Here is a 15,700-nt window from a genome sequence, read left to right as displayed (position 1 = left end):
AAATTACCGCCATTCTAGGGCGAACGGGCGGATTTGTCTTGGCGGGGTGTGCCGGGGGGCAGGGGCGGGCATAATGCCGATTATGTCTTCATATCCAGGAACACCCGCATGACCCAGATCAGCGTCGAACGCAAACACTCCCTCGGCCGCGAGGCCGCTCGCGCCAAGGCCGAAGCGCTGGTGGACAAGCTGAGCCGCGAATATGACCTCAAGGCCACCTGGAACGGCGACCGCGTCGACGTGGCACGCAGTGGCGCCAACGGCAGCGTGCACATCGGTGACGACAGCATCCGCGTCGAGCTGAAACTGGGCATGATGCTGTCGATGATGAGCGGCACCATCAAGGGCGAGATCGAGCGGGCGCTGGATAAAGCCCTGGCCTGAGGCCTGCCACCTTAGGGTGAGAATTCTAATTTCGCGCTCTACCTTATGCTCAAGCCCAACCTCCATGGGCGGTTCCTCTCCACTCATGAGCATGAGGTACAGAGCATGGCCAAAGTGAATGTGAAGAAAAAGGACGACGCCCTGGGCACCCTGGGCGAGGTGCGCGGCTACGCGCGCAAGATCTGGCTGGCAGGTATCGGCGCTTACGCCCGCGTCGGCCAGGAAGGTTCCGAGTACTTCAGCGAGCTGGTCAAGGCCGGCGAAGGCGTTGAAAAACGTGGCAAGAAACGCATCGACAAAGAGCTCGATGCCGCCAATACCCAGATCGACGAAGCGACCCAGGAAGTCAGCCGCGTACGCGGCAAGGTCGAAGTTCAACTGGACAAGATCGAAAAAGCTTTCGACGCACGGGTTGGTCGCGCCTTGAATCGCCTCGGCATTCCGTCTAAACATGACGTTGAGGCGTTGTCCATCAAGCTTGAACAGCTGCACGAGCTGCTTGAGCGCGTCGCGCACAAACCATAAGGAGAGCAGGATGGCTGGCAAGAAGAATTCCGATAAAGAAAGCAGCTCCTGGGTCGGCGGGATCGAGAAGTACTCCCGCAAGATCTGGCTGGCCGGGCTGGGTATCTATTCGAAGATCGACCAGGACGGCCCGAAGCTGTTCGACACGCTGGTGAAAGACGGCGAGAAGGCCGAGAAGCAGGCCAGGAAGACCGCTGAAGATGTCGCCGAAACCGCCAAGTCTTCGACCACCTCGCGGGTGTCTGGCGTGAAGGACCGTGCGCTGGGCAAGTGGAGTGAGCTCGAAGAAGCCTTCGACAAGCGCCTGAACAGCGCCATCTCGCGCCTGGGCGTACCTAGCCGCAACGAGATCAAGGCCCTGCACCAGCAGGTAGACAGCCTGACCAAGCAGATCGAGAAGCTGACCGGTGCTTCGGTCACGCCGGTTTCCAAGGTTGCTGCGAGCAAAGCTGCTGCGAGCAAGACTGCGGCCAAGCCGTTGGCCAAGGCGCCTGCCAAACCGGCTGCTAAAACCGCTGCTGCCAAGCCTGCGGCCAAGGTTGCTGCGGCCAAACCCGCAGCCAAGGTTGCCGCTGCCAAGCCGGCGGCAAAACCGGCTGCCAAGTCTGTTGCGGCCAAGCCTGCTGCAGCGAAGAAACCTGCGGTGAAGAAGGCCCCGGCCAAACCGGCTGCGGCCAAACCGGCAACACCGGCCACCAGCGCCGCACCCGCTGCCACCGCAGCGCCAGCGCCAAGCGTGGCACCGGCCAGCAATACACCGTCGGCGCCGGTGAGCGCAGTTACCGAAGCCTGATACTGCGTGGCTTCTTCGCGGGGCAAGCCCGCGAAGAAGCCACTGCCGATTGAACAGCTCTACCCCTCCAGGTACCTCACCGCCAACTGCTCCGCCGCCGCCCGTGCCGGGGGCTGCAGGTGCGGTGCCACCAGCATCATCACCTGATACACGACAATCCCCACATCCCCCTCGCGCCCCAGCACGCGCTGGTAATCCAGCGAGAACATCAGCGTCAGGGTGATCTGCTCCACCAGTTGCCCCAGTGCCTGGGTCTCGCTTACCACCTGCCCCTGGCCCTTGAGGCTGGCGAGCAACGCGGCAAGGGTGCGCTTGAGCGCGTTGATCAGGCTGCGCATGCCACGGGCCAGCTTGGGCAGGCGCCCGGTCAGGTTCGACAAGTCCTGGAACAGGAAACGGTACTGGGCCATGCGTTCGACGATCAGGTGCAGGAACAGCCAGTAGTCCTCGGCATCCAGGCGCACCTCCAGGGGCGGGTCGAGCAGGGGCATCAGCGCCTCTTCGAAGCGCTCGAACAGGCCCAGCACCACAGGCTCCTTGCCATGGAAGTGGTAGTACAGGTTGCCAGGGCTGATGCCCAGCTCGTTGGCGATCTCCAGGGTCGAGACGTTCGGTTCGCCCTGCTGGTTGAACAACTGCAGGGCGCATTCAAGGATACGGTCGCGGGTTTTCATCCAGGCGGTGTGCTCATCGGGTCAGGACATAGGTGCCTGGCGCAGGGCCCAGCGGCGGATAGGTTGCATTACCAAGCTCGGTACGCGGTGCCTTCAGTGGGCCGGAACGGGGTGTGACCCACTCCAGCCACAAGGGCCACCAACTGCCCTCGCTGCGTTGGGCGTCGTGGAACCACGCACGCGGGTCGCTCGACAGCTTGGGGTTGGCCAGGTAATAGGCCTTGGGGTTGCCGGGTGGGTTGATGATGCTCTGGATATGCCCGCTGTTGGCCAGTACAAAGCGCCGTTCGCCGCCCAGCAACAGGGCCGAGCGATACACGGCGTCCCAGGGGGTGATGTGGTCGTTGCTGCCGGCCACGGTGAAGCTGTCGAGGTCGACCTGTTTAAGGTCGATGGGCGTGCCGCAGACTTCCAGGCCCGCCGGGTGGGTCAGTGGGTTGAGCTTGAAGAAGTCGAGCAGGTCGCCATGCAGTGCGGCGGGCAGGCGCGTGCTGTCGGCGTTCCAGTAGAGAATGTCGAAGGCTGGCGGGGTCTTGCCGAGCAGGTAGTTGTTGACCCAGTAGTTCCAGATCAGATCGTTGGGCCGCATCCAGGCGAAGATGCGCGCCACCTCGGCGCCGTCCAGCACGCCGCGCTGGTAGGAGCGGCGCTTGGCGGCTTCGAGGGTCTGCTCGTCGGCGAACAGGCTGGCAGGGCTTTCGAACTTGCTGTCGAGCAGGCTGACCAGGTACGTGGCGCTGCGTACCCGGCGCAGCTGGTGCTTGGCTTGCAGGTGGCCTTGCAGCGCCGCCATGGTCAGGCCGCCGGCGCAGGCGCCCATCAGGTTGGGGTCGCGGTTGCCGCTGATGCTGCGGCAGGCATTGAGCGCTTCTTCCAGGGCCTGAACGTAGCTGGACAGGCCCCACTCGCGGTGCCGTGGGTCGGGGTTGCGCCAGCTGACCATGAACACCTGCAGGCCATTCTTGAGCATGTACTGGACGAAACTGTTGGTCGCGCTCAGGTCGAAGATGTAGAACTTGTTGATTTGCGGCGGCACCACCAGCAGGGGGCGGGTGTGCTGCTTTTCACTCATCGGCTGGTACTGGATCAGCTCCAGCAACTCGTTGCGAAACACCACGGCGCCTGGGGTTGCCGCCACATTGCCGCCCACCTCGAAGGCGCGCTCGTCGACCTGGCGAGGCAGGCCGTCGTTATGGCGCAGATCGTCGAGCAGGTGCGCGGCGCCACGCAGCAGGCTCTGGCCGCCGGTATTGAGCAGCTCCTTCACCGCCAGCGGGTTGAGCAGCGAGTTGCTGGGCGCCAGGGCGTCGTTGATCAGGGTGAACAGGAACTGCGCACGGGCCCGGTCATCGGCGTCCAGGTGGCTTTCCTCGATCCAAAGCCGGGTCTGTTTCTGCCAGGCCAGGTAGGCTTGCAGGCCACGCCGGTACAGCGGGTTCTGGCTCCATGTCGGGTCGCTGAAGCGCGTGTCGCGCGGGTTTGGCTGGTAGGGCGTGTCGCCGAGCATCACCCGGCCGAGTTGGCCGCTCAGGGCCAGCAGGTGGCGGGCGGTGTGCAGCGGGTTACGCAGCCCGTGGCGGCCGACGCTGCGCAGGGTGGATATCAAATCGCGGCCGCGCAGGCCGAGCATGGCGTTCTGCACGTTCATGCTGGTGGCGGGAAGCGTTGGCGTTCCTTTGGCCGGTTTGTCTTTCATGGCAACACTCCCTGGTCTTGACCCTTGCGCCTGATGCCCATCGCAGGCAAACCCGCGCCTACACGCCCGAAGCCGGGCGAGGGTGCATGACTGCGCGCTGACGCTCTTGCTGAAGGAACTTCATGATGATCGGGGCGACGGCCTCGGCCCGGGTGATCAGAAACAGATGGCCGTCGTCGATAATGTGTAGCTGGGCATTGGGAATCCGCCAGGCCAGCAGGCGCATGTTGATCAGCGGGATCAACGGGTCGTCATCGCCTGCCAGCACCAGCGTGGGCTGTTGGATCTTGTGCAGCCAGTGAATGCTGGTCCAGCCTAGCCCTGCGAACAGTTGCCAGTAGTAGCCCAGCTTGCCGCCGGAACGCACCTTGGATGCGTGGTGCATGGCCAGGTCCGGGTCGCGGCGAAAGCCGCCGCCGTAGATCAGCGGGGCGATGCGGATCACATGGGAGGGCTGGATGTAGCGCCGGGGGCTGGCCATCATCCACAGCACCTTGGGCTTGCCCGGCACCATTACCGCGCCCGCAGCCGTGGCTGCCAGCACCAGCTTCTTGCAGCGCTCGGGGTAGTCGTGGGCGAACTGCTGGGCCAGCGCGCCGCCCCAGGACACGCCAATCACATTGACCTGGCCATAGTCGAGGTAGTCGAGCATGCGTGCCGTCAGCTTGGCCAACCCCGGAAAGCGGTAGGGCTGGCGCGGCGTGGACGAGCCGCCCACGCCCGGTACGTCGAAGGCGATGACTTCCAGGTCCGGGTCCAGTGCTTCGATGAACGGGAACACCAGCTCCAGGTTGGCGCCGATGCCGTTGAAGATCAGCAGCGGCGTCAAATGCGGCTTGCCAGGGCGCACGGCAGTGCGGATGGACTGCTGGTCCAGTTCGACGGTCCTGAAGATATAGGGTTGCGGCATGCGCGTGGCTCTGTGGTGAAGTAAACACCGTGGTCACCCGCAGGTGGCCACGGCGCTGCAACTCAACGTTCGTGAACGTAGGTGCCCGGTGATGCCTCGCCTGCGGCATAGGCGCGGTTGCCGAGGCGGGTCGGCGCTTTTTTCAGCTCGCCGGCACGCTCGCCCAGCCAGCTCTGCCAGTGCAGCCACCACGAGTCGGCATGCTTGGTGGCGTTCTCCTGCCAGGCCGCTGCGTCGCCCGGGCAATCGGCGCCGGTCATGAAGCGTGCCTTGGGGTTGCCCGGCGGGTTGAGGATGCTCTGGATATGGCCGCTGTTGGACAACACGAACTCGATCTTGCCGCCAAACAGGTGCGCCGAGCGGTAGCAGGATGGCCACGGGGTGATGTGGTCGTTGGTGCCGGCAAGGCTGTAGATGTCGCACGTGACCTGCTTCAGGTCGATCGGGGTGCCGCACACTTCCAGTGCACCGGGGCGGGTCAGCGGGTTACTTTTGAACATCTCGATCAGGTCGCCATGGAAGGCGGCCGGCAGGCGCGTGGTGTCGTTGTTCCAGAACAGGATGTCGAACACCGGTGGCTCGTTGCCCAGCAGGTAGTTGTTGACCCAGTAGTTCCAAATCAGGTCATTGGGGCGCATCCAGGCGAACACCTTGGCCATCTCGCTGCCTTCCAGCACGCCGGCCTGGTAGGAGTGGCGCTTGGCGGCTTCGAGGGTCTGCTCGTCGACAAACAGCGCGACCTGGGTGTCCATCGTGGTGTCCAGCACGCTCACCAGCAGGGTCAGGGCATTGACCTTCTTCTCGCCAACGGCGGCGTAATGGCCCACCAGCGCGGTGCAGGTGATGCCGCCGGAGCAGGCGCCGAGCATGTTCAGGTCTTTGCTGCCGGTAATCGCCAGCACCGCGTCGACCGCTTCCTTGAGCGCATCGATGTAGGTCGAAAGGCCCCATTCACGCTGGGCCTTGGTCGGGTTGCGCCAGCTGATGATGAAGGTCTGCTGCTGGGCGCGCAGGCAGAAGCGCGCCAGGCTCTTTTCCGGGCTCAGGTCGAATACATAGAACTTGTTGATCTGTGGCGGCACCACCAGCAGCGGCCGCGCATGCACCTGTTCGGTGATGGGGCTGTACTGGATCAGTTCGAGCACGTCGTTGCGGTACACCACGGCGCCGTCGCTGGTGCCCAGGTTCTTGCCCACCTCGAAGGCGTCCATGTTGACCTGACTGGGCATGCCACCGTTGTTGACCATGTCCTTGGCCATGTTGGACAGGCCATCGAGCAGGCTCTTGCCACCGGTTTCGAAGAAGCGCTTGACCGCCGCCGGGTTTGACAAGGTGTTGGTCGGCGCCATGGCTTCGGTCATCAGGTTGATGACGAACTGGCCACGGCTGATGTCCTGGGGCGACAGGTCGCTGCTGCCGATCCATTCGTGCAGTTCTTTGCGCCAGGCCAGGTAGGTTTGCAGGTAGCGGCGGTAAAGGGGGTTGTTGCTCCAGGCGGGGTCGTTGAAGCGACGGTCGTCGCTTTCGGGCGTCAGGCTGGACTTGCCCAGCAGCACGTTCTTCAGCTCCAGGCCGAAGTGCGCCACGTGCTTGGCGCTGTGCAGCGGTTGGCGCACGGCCTGGCGCAGCACGGTGCGTGCCGAACTGAGCAGGTCCTTGCGGCGGATGCCGATGACCGGGTTCAGCCCCAGGGTGTTCTCCGAGGCCTGCCGCTGCAACTCATCGTTGTTCTTGTTACTCATCTACGACGCTCCGTTGTCCAGAGACGAGTACCGGTTGCCTGTGGCGGGGTGCACAGTCCAGAGCCCGGTACTGCTACTCGGGTGACCAGTGATAAGGAACAGCGGTGCTGCGGGCCGGTTGCATGGGGTGATGAGCTGCGGGGAGTTCTGCGTGTGAAGACAGCCTGCTTTCGCTCGCGACCTCTACATACCGGCCTGGTCCTGGTTGCCTTGAAGACAATGCAGGGACCTTGCCAGCTCCATTGGTTACCCGACTTTCATGTAATGCGCAAGACAGCTCGTCACTGAGCTGTCTGTAGGGCATTCAAGCAGATGAGATTAGAAAATGCGCTCTAAACCGTAGGCGGCTTGAGCTAGAGCATGAGTTTCACAACGGATTCGGCCGGATCGCGGGACTTTCCGGCCTGATGCAACGCGTCGAGGTAGTCGGCCCACAGTTGCGCCTGGCGCAGGCACAGCTGTTCCAGGTACTCCCAGGTGAACAGGCCGCTGTCATGGCCGTCGTCGAAGGTCAGTTTCAGTGCATATTGGCCGGCGGGTTCGAGGCCGGCGAGGCCGACGTTGATCTTGCCGACTTGCAGGATGGGGTTGCCGTGGCCCTGGACCTCGGCGGAAGGCGAGTGCACGCGCAGGAATTCGGCGGGCAGGTGGTAGACCTCGTCTGGGCCGTAGGTCAGGCTCAAGGTCTTGGAGGCTTTGTGCAGGTTGATGGCGGTGGGCAGGCGGGCCATGGGCTGAATCTCTTCTGAGCGACAAGCTACAAGCTTCAAGCTACAAGAAGTGATATTCAAGCCATCGCGGAAAAATCATGTCTCGCGGTGCTGCAAGCGACACTGAACAGCTTGTCGCTTGCAGCTCAAGGCTTGCCGCTTACAGGATGTAGCGCGACAGGTCTTCGTTCTGCGCCAGCTCACCCAGGTGGCTGTTCACATACCCGGCATCGATCTGGATCGGCGCTTCGTCGTGCGTGCTGGCCAGGTCACCGGCACTGAACGACACCTCTTCGAGCAGGCGCTCGAGCAGGGTGTGCAGGCGGCGGGCACCGATGTTCTCGGTCTTCTCGTTGACCTGGTAGGCAATTTCGGCCAAGCGCTTGATACCGTCGGTGAGGAACTCGATGTTCAGCCCTTCGGTCTTGAGCAGCGCCTGGTACTGCTCGGTCAGCGAAGCGTGCGGTTCTTGCAGGATGCGCTCGAAATCTTCCGGGGTCAGTGCCTTGAGTTCGACACGGATCGGCAGACGGCCCTGCAGCTCAGGCACCAGGTCGCTCGGTTTGCTCAGGTGGAACGCACCCGAGGCGATGAACAGGATATGGTCGGTCTTGACCATGCCCAGCTTGGTGTTGACGGTGCAGCCTTCGATCAGCGGCAGCAGGTCACGCTGAACGCCCTCGCGGGACACATCGGCGCCGCCGACATTGCCGCGCTTGGCCACTTTGTCGATTTCGTCGATGAACACGATACCGTGCTGTTCAACCGCTTCCAGGGCCTTGGCCTTGAGCTCTTCTTCGTTGACCAGGCGGCCCGCTTCTTCCTCGCGGACCATCTTCAGCGCTTCCTTGACCTTGAGCTTGCGCGCCTTGCGCTTGCCCTTGCCCATGTTGGCGAACAGGTTCTGCAACTGGTTGGTCATCTCTTCCATGCCAGGCGGCGCGGCAATCTCGACGCCCACGGCATCCGCCACTTCGATCTCGATTTCCTTGTCGTCCAGCTGGCCTTCGCGCAGGCGCTTGCGGAACAGTTGGCGAGTGTTTGAATCGCTGCTGGTCTGCGCGGCTTCCTCGCTGAAATTGGTGACCCGCGCCTGCGGCAGCAGGGCGTCGAGGATGCGGTCTTCGGCGGCGTCTTCGGCGCGGTGGCGCACGCGGATGATCTCCTGCTCGCGGAGCATCTTCAGCGCGGCATCGGCCAGGTCGCGGATGATCGATTCGACGTCACGGCCCACATAGCCGACTTCGGTGAACTTGGTCGCTTCGACCTTGATGAACGGCGCGTTGGCCAGCTTGGCCAGGCGGCGGGCGATTTCGGTCTTGCCGACACCTGTCGGGCCGATCATCAGGATGTTCTTCGGGGTCACCTCGGCACGCAGCTCGGCCGGCAGCTGCATGCGCCGCCAGCGGTTGCGCAGGGCGATGGCCACGGCGCGCTTGGCGTCGTCCTGGCCGATGATGTGGCGGTTCAGTTCGTGAACGATTTCGCGGGGGGTCATGGACATGATGAAAATGGTCCTCGAGCAGAGCAATCAGTGTGGAAAAGTCCCGCCGCGGGCGGGACGCCAAAACAACTGATCAGTCGGCCAGGTCCTGCTCCTCGATGGTCAGGTTATGGTTGGTGAACACGCAGATGTCACCGGCGATGTTCAGGGCGGTCTCGGCGATTTCGCGGGCCGAGAGGTCGGTCTTGTTCAGCAGGGCACGGGCTGCGGCCTGGGCGTAGGCGCCACCGGAACCCATGGCGATCAGGCCGTCTTCGGGTTCGACCACATCGCCGTTGCCGGTGATGATCAGCGAGGCGTCCTTGTTGGCCACGGCCAGCATGGCCTCCAGGCGGCTCAGGGAGCGGTCGGTACGCCATTCCTTGGCCAGCTCGACGGCGGCACGGACCAGGTGGCCCTGGTGTTTTTCCAGTTGCCCTTCAAAGCGCTCGAACAGGGTGAACGCATCGGCGGTGGCGCCGGCGAACCCGGCAATGACCTGGCCGTGGTACAGGCGACGGACCTTTTTGGCGTTGCCTTTCATCACGGTGTTGCCGAGGGAAACCTGGCCGTCGCCGCCCATGACGACTTTGCCGTTACGGCGGACAGAAACGATGGTGGTCAAGGGGAGAGTCTCCACGCAGCGGGGCGAAAGTGCCTGATGCAGACTCATATGGGGGTGGGGGGAAGGATTTCAACCATTAGCGACCAGCTGCAAGCTGCAAGCTGCAAGAAAAAGCGCGTCGGCGCCATGCCTGCTTTTTCTTGTGGCTTGCAGCTTGAGGCTTACAACTGGTGGTCAGGCTTCGTGGCAGACGTGCCCATCGACCAAGGTATAACGCACCGCCCCTGGCAGGCAGTGGCCGATGAACGGGCAGTTCTCGCCACGCGAGAGCCATTGCTCGCCGGCGACCGTCGAGGCTTTCGGGTCGAACAGCACCAAATCCGCTGCGCCACCGACCTTCAGCTCACCCGCCGGCAGGCGCATGGCGGCAGCCGGGCCGCTGCTCAAGCGCGCGAGCAAGGTCGGCAGGTCGAGCAGGCCGTCCTCGACCAGGGTCATGGCCAGAGGCAGTAGCACTTCGACGCTGCTGATACCAGGCTCCGTGGCGCCGAACGGGGCCAGCTTGGCATCGCGCTCATGGGGCTGGTGATGGCTGGAAATCGCCTGGATCACGCCCGACTTGACCGCCGCGCGCAGGCCGTCACGGTCGACGGCGGTGCGCAGCGGTGGCTGCACGTGGTACAGGCTGGAGAACTCGCGCAGCGACTGGTCGGTAAGAATCAGCTGATACAGCGCCACGTCGGCGGTAACCGGCAGGCCCAGCTCCTGCGCCTGGGCGATCAGCCGCGCGCCGCGGGCACTGGTGATCTGGGTGAAGTGCGCGCGCACGCCGGACTGTTCGACCAGCAGCAGGTTGCGTGCCAGGGCCACGGTCTCGGCAGTCTCGGGGATGCCGGGCAGGCCGAGGAAGCTGGCCATTGCGCCCTCATGGGCCAGGCCGCCTTGGGACAGGTCACGGTCCTGGGAGTGGAACACCACGGTCAGGTCGAACGTGGCGGCGTACTCCAGGGCACGGGCCAAGGTGCGGTTGTTGGGGATTTCCTTGAGGCCATTGCCGAAGGCCACGCAACCGGTGTCGCGCAGGGCCACCAGCTCGGCCAGCTGCTCGCCTTCCAGGCCCTTGGTCAGGGCGCCGATCGGGTAGACCTTGCTGTTGCCGGCTTCGCGGGCGCGGTCGAGGATCAGCTCGGCCACGGCCGAGGTGTCCAGTACCGGTTTGGTCTGCGGTGGGCAGCACAGGCTGGTCACGCCACCGGCCACGGCGGCGCGGGTTTCGCTGGCGATGCTGCCCTTGCGGCTGTAGCCCGGCTCGCGCAGGGCCACGTCGAGGTCGACCAGGCCAGGTGCTGCGATCAGGCCCTCGGCCTGGATCGTGCGGCTGGCGCTGAAACCGGCCGGTGCCGCGCCGATCGCGGCAATGCGGCCGCCATCCAGGTGCAGGTCGGTGACCTGGTCCAGGCCGCTGTTGGGGTCGATGACCCGGGCGCCAAGAATGCTGATGCTCACAGGGCGTTCTCCTGGTCGAGTTGGCGTTGCGTGTTTTGCCCGCTCATGGCCATGGACAGCACGGCCATGCGCACGGCGATGCCGTACGTCACTTGGTTGAGGATCACCGAGTGCTTGCCGTCGGCCACCGCCGATTCGATCTCCACGCCGCGGTTGATCGGGCCAGGGTGCATGACGATGGCATCCGGCTTGGCGCCGGCCAGGCGCGCGGTGGTCAGGCCGAACAGGCGGTAGAACTCGCCCTCGCTGGGCAGCAGGCCGCCGGCCATGCGCTCACGCTGCAGGCGCAGCATGATCACCACATCGACGTCTTTGAGGCCTTCGGCGAGGTCGGTGTACACCTTCACGCCGTATTGCTCGATGCCGATCGGGATCAGGGTTTTCGGGCCGATCACGCGGATGTCCGGGCAGCCCAGCGCCTTGAGCGCGAGCATGTCGGAGCGGGCCACGCGCGAATGCAGGATGTCGCCGACGATGGCCACGGAGAGGTTCTCGAAGCTGCCCTTGTGCCGACGGATGGCCAGCATGTCGAGCATGCCCTGGGTCGGGTGCGCATGGCGGCCGTCGCCGCCGTTGATCACGGCAACGTCGGGGCACACGTGCTCGGCGATGAAGTGCGCGGCGCCCGAGTCGGAATGGCGCACGACGAACATGTCGGCGGCCATCGCTTCCAGGTTGCGCAGGGTGTCGAACAGGGTTTCGCCCTTGCTGGTCGAGGAGGTCGACACGTTGAGGCTGATCACGTCGGCCGACAGGCGCTGCGCGGCCAGTTCGAAGGTGGTACGGGTGCGGGTCGAGTTTTCGAAGAACACGTTGCACACGGTCTTGCCGCGCAGCAACGGGACTTTTTTCACGGCCCGGGCACCGACTTCCAGGAAGGAGTCGGCGGTGTCGAGGATCTCGGTCAGCAGTTCGCGGGGCAAACCGTCGAGCGAGAGAAAGTGGCGCAGCTGGCCCTGATCATTGAGCTGCAGCGGGCGCTTGGCGTCGATTGGCGTCATCGCGGGGGACTCTTAAAGGGCGGAAGCGGAGGCGAGGTCCTGTCGCTCGAGGGCGAGCGGTGCGGGTCCGGTCAATTTTACCCGTTCATGGGCCGCCAGCGACAGGGTGGCACCGAGCACATTGGGACGAATCGGCAGTTCACCGGCGTCAAGGTCGAGCAGGCAGACCAGGGTGACGCTGGCCGGACGGCCGTAATCGAACAGTTCGTTGAGCGCGGCGCGAATGGTGCGGCCGCTCATCAGCACGTCGTCGATCAGCACCAGGTGCTGGCCTTCGATTTCGAATGGCAGGTCGGACGGGCGCACCTGCGGGTGCAGGCCGTTCTGGCTGAAGTCATCACGGTAGAACGACACATCCAGGGTGCCCATGGGGCTGGTATCGCCCATTTCTTCCTGCAGCGCCTGGGCGACCCAGACGCCGCCCGTGCGGATGCCGATGAAGCGCGGCTCGGTGATAGCACGGCGGGCCAGGTGGGCGCGAAGGTCGACAGCCATCTGCCGGATCAGATCGGCGGGATTGGGTAGGCTCATTGCGTGCTCCTCGGGGGCCGCCGGCTTGGCCAGGCGGCAAAGATGATCAGGTGTTGGCCTCCAGCCAGCCTTGCAGCAGCAGGGCGGCGGCAATGGCGTCGACCGGGTTGTCGCGGTAGCTGCCGCGCTGGCCGCCTCGGCTCAGGCGTTCGCCCTTGGCCTCGAAGGTAGTCAGGCGTTCGTCGTGGGTGTGCACGGGCAGGTTGAAGCGGCCGTTCAGGCGCCGGGCGAACTTCTCGGCGCGCGCGCTCATTTCACTCGGCGTGCCGTCCATGTTCAACGGCAGGCCGACGACGATGGCGTCGGGTTTCCATTCGGCGACCAGTTTTTCCACCTGGGCCCAGTCCGGTACACCGTTTTGCGCCTTCAGGGTGCACAGCTCGCGGGCTTGGCCCGTGATGACCTGGCCAACGGCCACGCCGATCTGTTTGGTGCCGTAGTCAAAGCCCAGCAGCAGGCGTAGTTCGGCCATCAGGCGTGGCCCGCCTGGCTGGTCAGCAGGCTGAGGTTGATGCCAAGGCTGGCGGCCGCGGCGTTCAGCCGCTGGTCACTGGCAAGGCCGAAGATGATGTCGGCGTCGAACGGGCAGTTGAGCCAGGCATTGTCGGCCAGCTCCGCTTCCAGTTGGCCTGCTTCCCAGCCAGCGTAACCCAGGGTGATCAGGCTGTTTTGCGGCCCGACGCCTTCGGCGATGGCAAACAGCACATCCTGCGAGGTGGACAACGACAGGCCCTGCAGTTCGACGGTGGCCTGGTAGGTGCACTCGCTGGAGTGCAGCACGAAACCGCGATCGGTCTGCACCGGGCCACCTTGGTAGATCGGCACGTGCAAGGTGCTGGCCGGCGGTTCGTCGTCCGGGCGCAACTGCTCGAGGATGTCGCCCAGGTTGAGCTCCTGCGGTCGGTTGACCACCAGGCCCATGGCGCCATTGGCGTTGTGCTCGACGATGTACGTGAGGGTCTGGGCAAAGTTCGGATCGGCCATGTGTGGCATGGCGATCAGGAACTGATGCTTGAGGTAGCTCGGGGCGAGGGTTTTCATGGGGGATAGTGTGGCGCCAGGTGGCGAGGCTGACAAGGTGGTTTGTGTCGCCTGTGCTTGCTCCGCGCAAGGGCCGGCACAGGCGTAAATCAATTACTGGACAACCGGTCCCCACGGGCAAACCGCCAGGTACGAATGATCTCCAGCCGGTCATATTCGGCCAGGTCGCCGGTAAAGGGCGCAAACGGCGCCGCCAGCCTGACGATGCGTTGCGCGGCCTGGTCCAGCACCGCTTGCCCGGACGACTCCAGCACCAGCACCTCGTAGAGCGAGCCATCGCGGTTGATCGACACCATCATGCGCAGGTTGCCGTAGATCTGCTGGCGCCGCGCTTCGTCGGGGTAATTCAGGTTGCCCACCCGCTCGACCTTCTTGCGCCACTCTTCCTTGTACCAGGCGCCCTTGTCGCGCATGGTCGATGCGGCATTCAGGCGATGGATGCGCGGGCGCTTGGCGTACAGCTGCTGTTCGTTGGACAGCTCCGCTTCAAGGCTGGCGATCTGGCTGGACAGCTGCGAGCTGTCAAAATCGGGCGTCGGCGTTGCCGGCTTGGGCTGCGCCTTGCTTTCCTTGGGCTTGGGCTCGACTTTATGAGGTTTGGCGGCCTGGGTCACCACCGCCGACTTCTCGGGCGTGGGCGGCGGCACCACTTCGGGCCTGGCTGCAGGCGGCGGCGTGACTTTGTTGATCTTGCTGTCCTGGAAGGGGGCGACCTCGGTGGTCTTGGGCACCGCCTTCTTCTCCAGGGTACCGCTGCCTTGCTGGTTGTCCTGGGCCTGGTAGTCAGCCTTCTCGGGCGCTTTCTCGCTTTTGAAGGTGGCCAGGGTGATGTCCATGGTGTGACGGATTTCGGCAGGCTTGACCACGCTGAAGCCGACGCCAAGGATCAGCGCCAGGTGCACCAGGGCAGCCAGAAACAAGGTAAAGCCAAGCCGGTCCACCGGGCGAACGCGGGGTGGCAGCAGGTCGGAGGGGATGTCAGCGGGCAGCGTCATCAGGTATCCAGCAACCGCAGGGCGGGGCAGCGGGTCAGGTAAAAGGGACCCGCATCATACCCCACTCTGGGTTTATGCCGCGCGTTGCCGGTCAGCGCGCCTTCAGCTGGCGATCAATGGCGTCCATCAATTGCCCGCCGATATCGGTGCCGAAGGCGTTGTCGATCTCGCGGATGCAGGTCGGGCTGGTGACGTTGATTTCGGTGAGGTAGTCGCCAATCACGTCCAGGCCGACGAACAGCAGGCCTTTCTCGCGCAAGGTCGGGCCGACCTGGGCTGCGATCCAGCGGTCACGCTCGCTCAGCGGGCGCGCTTCGCCACGGCCACCGGCGGCCAGGTTGCCACGGGTTTCGCCGCTGGCCGGGATGCGCGCCAGGCAGTAGGGCACCGGCTCGCCGTCGATCATCAGGATGCGCTTGTCGCCGTCCTTGATCGCCGGCAGGTAGGCCTGCGCCATGATCTGCTGCGCGCCCAGCGCGGTCAGGGTTTCGAGGATCACCGACAGGTTGGGGTCGCCGACCCGGTGGCGGAAGATCGAGGTACCGCCCATGCCGTCCAGCGGCTTGAGGATTACATCGCCATGCTGGGCGGCGAACTCACGAATGATGTCCGGGCGGCGGCTGACCAAAGTCGGTGGCGTGCACTGCGGGAACAGCGTAGCGAACAGCTTTTCGTTGCAGTCGCGCAGGCTTTGCGGGCGGTTGACCACCAGCACGCCGTCGGCCTCGGCCTGCTCCAGCAGGTAGGTGCTGTAGACGAACTCCATGTCGAACGGTGGGTCCTTGCGCATCAGGATCACGTCCAGCTCGGCCAGGGTGCTGTCCTGCTCCTCGCCCAGTTCGTACCAGCGAGCCGGGTCGGCGAATACCTTCAGTGGGCGCATCCGCGCACGCGCCTTGCCTTCGCCCTGGTACAGGTCGCGCTGTTCCATGTAGAACAGGCTCCAGCCGCGTGCCTGGGCGGCCAGCAGCATGGCCAGCGAACTGTCCTTCTTGTAGGAGATGGACGCGATGGGGTCCATGACAATGCCGAGGCGAACGCTCATGGGGGGTTCCTCTTTGGCGGCGTGCAGCCGCGATGGATCGAAAGAAAAGTGGCTCAGGGTGGCGCCGGGAGCGCCGATGGTCAAGGGGCGCAGCAGATG

Annotated in this window: 17 protein-coding genes; 3 read left to right on the top strand and 14 right to left on the bottom strand. The window is 64.4% G+C overall.

Features of this window, described 5'->3' with window-relative positions; all coding sequences use genetic code 11:
• Positions 1-108: 108 nt before the first annotated feature.
• The 3 genes from LOY26_RS24775 to LOY26_RS24765 all read left to right on the top strand — a co-directional run bounded on the left by LOY26_RS24775 (position 109) and on the right by LOY26_RS24765 (position 1,702).
• Positions 109-384, top strand: coding sequence for a polyhydroxyalkanoic acid system family protein (locus tag LOY26_RS24775; RefSeq protein ID WP_033701930.1), 276 nt, complete (start codon positions 109-111; stop codon positions 382-384).
• Between the two features lie 105 nt (positions 385-489).
• On the top strand, positions 490-909 hold the full coding sequence (locus LOY26_RS24770) for a phasin family protein (protein ID WP_033701928.1): 420 nt from the start codon (positions 490-492) through the stop codon (positions 907-909).
• Positions 910-919: 10 nt separating this feature from the next.
• Entirely contained in the window at positions 920-1,702 is a 783-nt protein-coding gene (locus tag LOY26_RS24765; protein WP_258714207.1) for a phasin family protein, read from the top strand.
• 59 nt (positions 1,703-1,761) lie between these two features.
• Here the strand turns inward: LOY26_RS24765 and LOY26_RS24760 are convergent, their stop codons facing one another.
• The 14 genes from LOY26_RS24760 to gshB form a co-directional block, all read right to left on the bottom strand.
• Positions 1,762-2,376 (bottom strand): TetR/AcrR family transcriptional regulator, encoded by a 615-nt coding sequence (locus LOY26_RS24760; RefSeq protein WP_033701926.1) that lies wholly within the window; start codon positions 2,374-2,376, stop codon positions 1,762-1,764.
• A gap of 13 nt (positions 2,377-2,389) precedes the next feature.
• Positions 2,390-4,072, bottom strand: coding sequence for a class II poly(R)-hydroxyalkanoic acid synthase (phaC, locus tag LOY26_RS24755; protein WP_033701924.1), 1,683 nt, complete (start codon positions 4,070-4,072; stop codon positions 2,390-2,392).
• Between the two features lie 58 nt (positions 4,073-4,130).
• Positions 4,131-4,982: a poly(3-hydroxyalkanoate) depolymerase gene (phaZ, locus tag LOY26_RS24750; RefSeq protein WP_033701923.1), complete on the bottom strand. Its 852-nt coding sequence runs from the start codon at positions 4,980-4,982 to the stop codon at positions 4,131-4,133.
• A 62-nt stretch (positions 4,983-5,044) separates the two neighbouring features.
• Positions 5,045-6,724, bottom strand: a complete 1,680-nt coding sequence (phaC, locus tag LOY26_RS24745; RefSeq protein ID WP_258714206.1) for a class II poly(R)-hydroxyalkanoic acid synthase — start codon at positions 6,722-6,724, stop codon at positions 5,045-5,047.
• A 353-nt stretch (positions 6,725-7,077) separates the two neighbouring features.
• Positions 7,078-7,455 (bottom strand): gamma-butyrobetaine hydroxylase-like domain-containing protein, encoded by a 378-nt coding sequence (locus LOY26_RS24740; protein WP_186652861.1) that lies wholly within the window; start codon positions 7,453-7,455, stop codon positions 7,078-7,080.
• Between the two features lie 139 nt (positions 7,456-7,594).
• Entirely contained in the window at positions 7,595-8,938 is a 1,344-nt protein-coding gene (gene hslU / locus LOY26_RS24735; protein ID WP_033701920.1) for an ATP-dependent protease ATPase subunit HslU, read from the bottom strand.
• A gap of 73 nt (positions 8,939-9,011) precedes the next feature.
• A complete protein-coding gene (gene hslV / locus LOY26_RS24730; protein ID WP_003249309.1) occupies positions 9,012-9,542 on the bottom strand; it encodes an ATP-dependent protease subunit HslV in 531 nt (176 codons plus the stop codon).
• A 174-nt stretch (positions 9,543-9,716) separates the two neighbouring features.
• Positions 9,717-10,988: a dihydroorotase gene (locus LOY26_RS24725; RefSeq protein ID WP_258714205.1), complete on the bottom strand. Its 1,272-nt coding sequence runs from the start codon at positions 10,986-10,988 to the stop codon at positions 9,717-9,719.
• Positions 10,985-11,989 (bottom strand): aspartate carbamoyltransferase catalytic subunit, encoded by a 1,005-nt coding sequence (locus LOY26_RS24720; protein WP_033701918.1) that lies wholly within the window; start codon positions 11,987-11,989, stop codon positions 10,985-10,987. Before LOY26_RS24720 ends, LOY26_RS24725 begins: the two co-directional genes overlap by 4 nt.
• Before the next feature lie 12 nt (positions 11,990-12,001).
• Positions 12,002-12,520 (bottom strand): bifunctional pyr operon transcriptional regulator/uracil phosphoribosyltransferase PyrR, encoded by a 519-nt coding sequence (gene pyrR / locus LOY26_RS24715; protein WP_033701917.1) that lies wholly within the window; start codon positions 12,518-12,520, stop codon positions 12,002-12,004.
• Between the two features lie 46 nt (positions 12,521-12,566).
• Complete coding sequence (gene ruvX, locus LOY26_RS24710; protein ID WP_033701916.1) at positions 12,567-12,992, bottom strand: Holliday junction resolvase RuvX; 426 nt, start codon at positions 12,990-12,992, stop codon at positions 12,567-12,569.
• Positions 12,992-13,561: a YqgE/AlgH family protein gene (locus LOY26_RS24705; RefSeq protein ID WP_033701915.1), complete on the bottom strand. Its 570-nt coding sequence runs from the start codon at positions 13,559-13,561 to the stop codon at positions 12,992-12,994. Before LOY26_RS24705 ends, ruvX begins: the two co-directional genes overlap by 1 nt.
• Before the next feature lie 89 nt (positions 13,562-13,650).
• Entirely contained in the window at positions 13,651-14,556 is a 906-nt protein-coding gene (locus LOY26_RS24700; RefSeq protein WP_033701914.1) for an energy transducer TonB, read from the bottom strand.
• A gap of 91 nt (positions 14,557-14,647) precedes the next feature.
• Complete coding sequence (gene gshB / locus LOY26_RS24695) at positions 14,648-15,601, bottom strand: glutathione synthase (protein WP_033701913.1); 954 nt, start codon at positions 15,599-15,601, stop codon at positions 14,648-14,650.
• Positions 15,602-15,700 lie beyond the last annotated feature (99 nt).

Origin of the sequence: Pseudomonas sp. B21-047, from assembly GCF_024748775.1 — a bacterium.
In the GTDB taxonomy this organism is placed as follows: Bacteria; Pseudomonadota; Gammaproteobacteria; order Pseudomonadales; family Pseudomonadaceae; genus Aquipseudomonas; species Aquipseudomonas capeferrum.
This window is presented reverse-complemented; position numbering and strand designations above follow the sequence as displayed.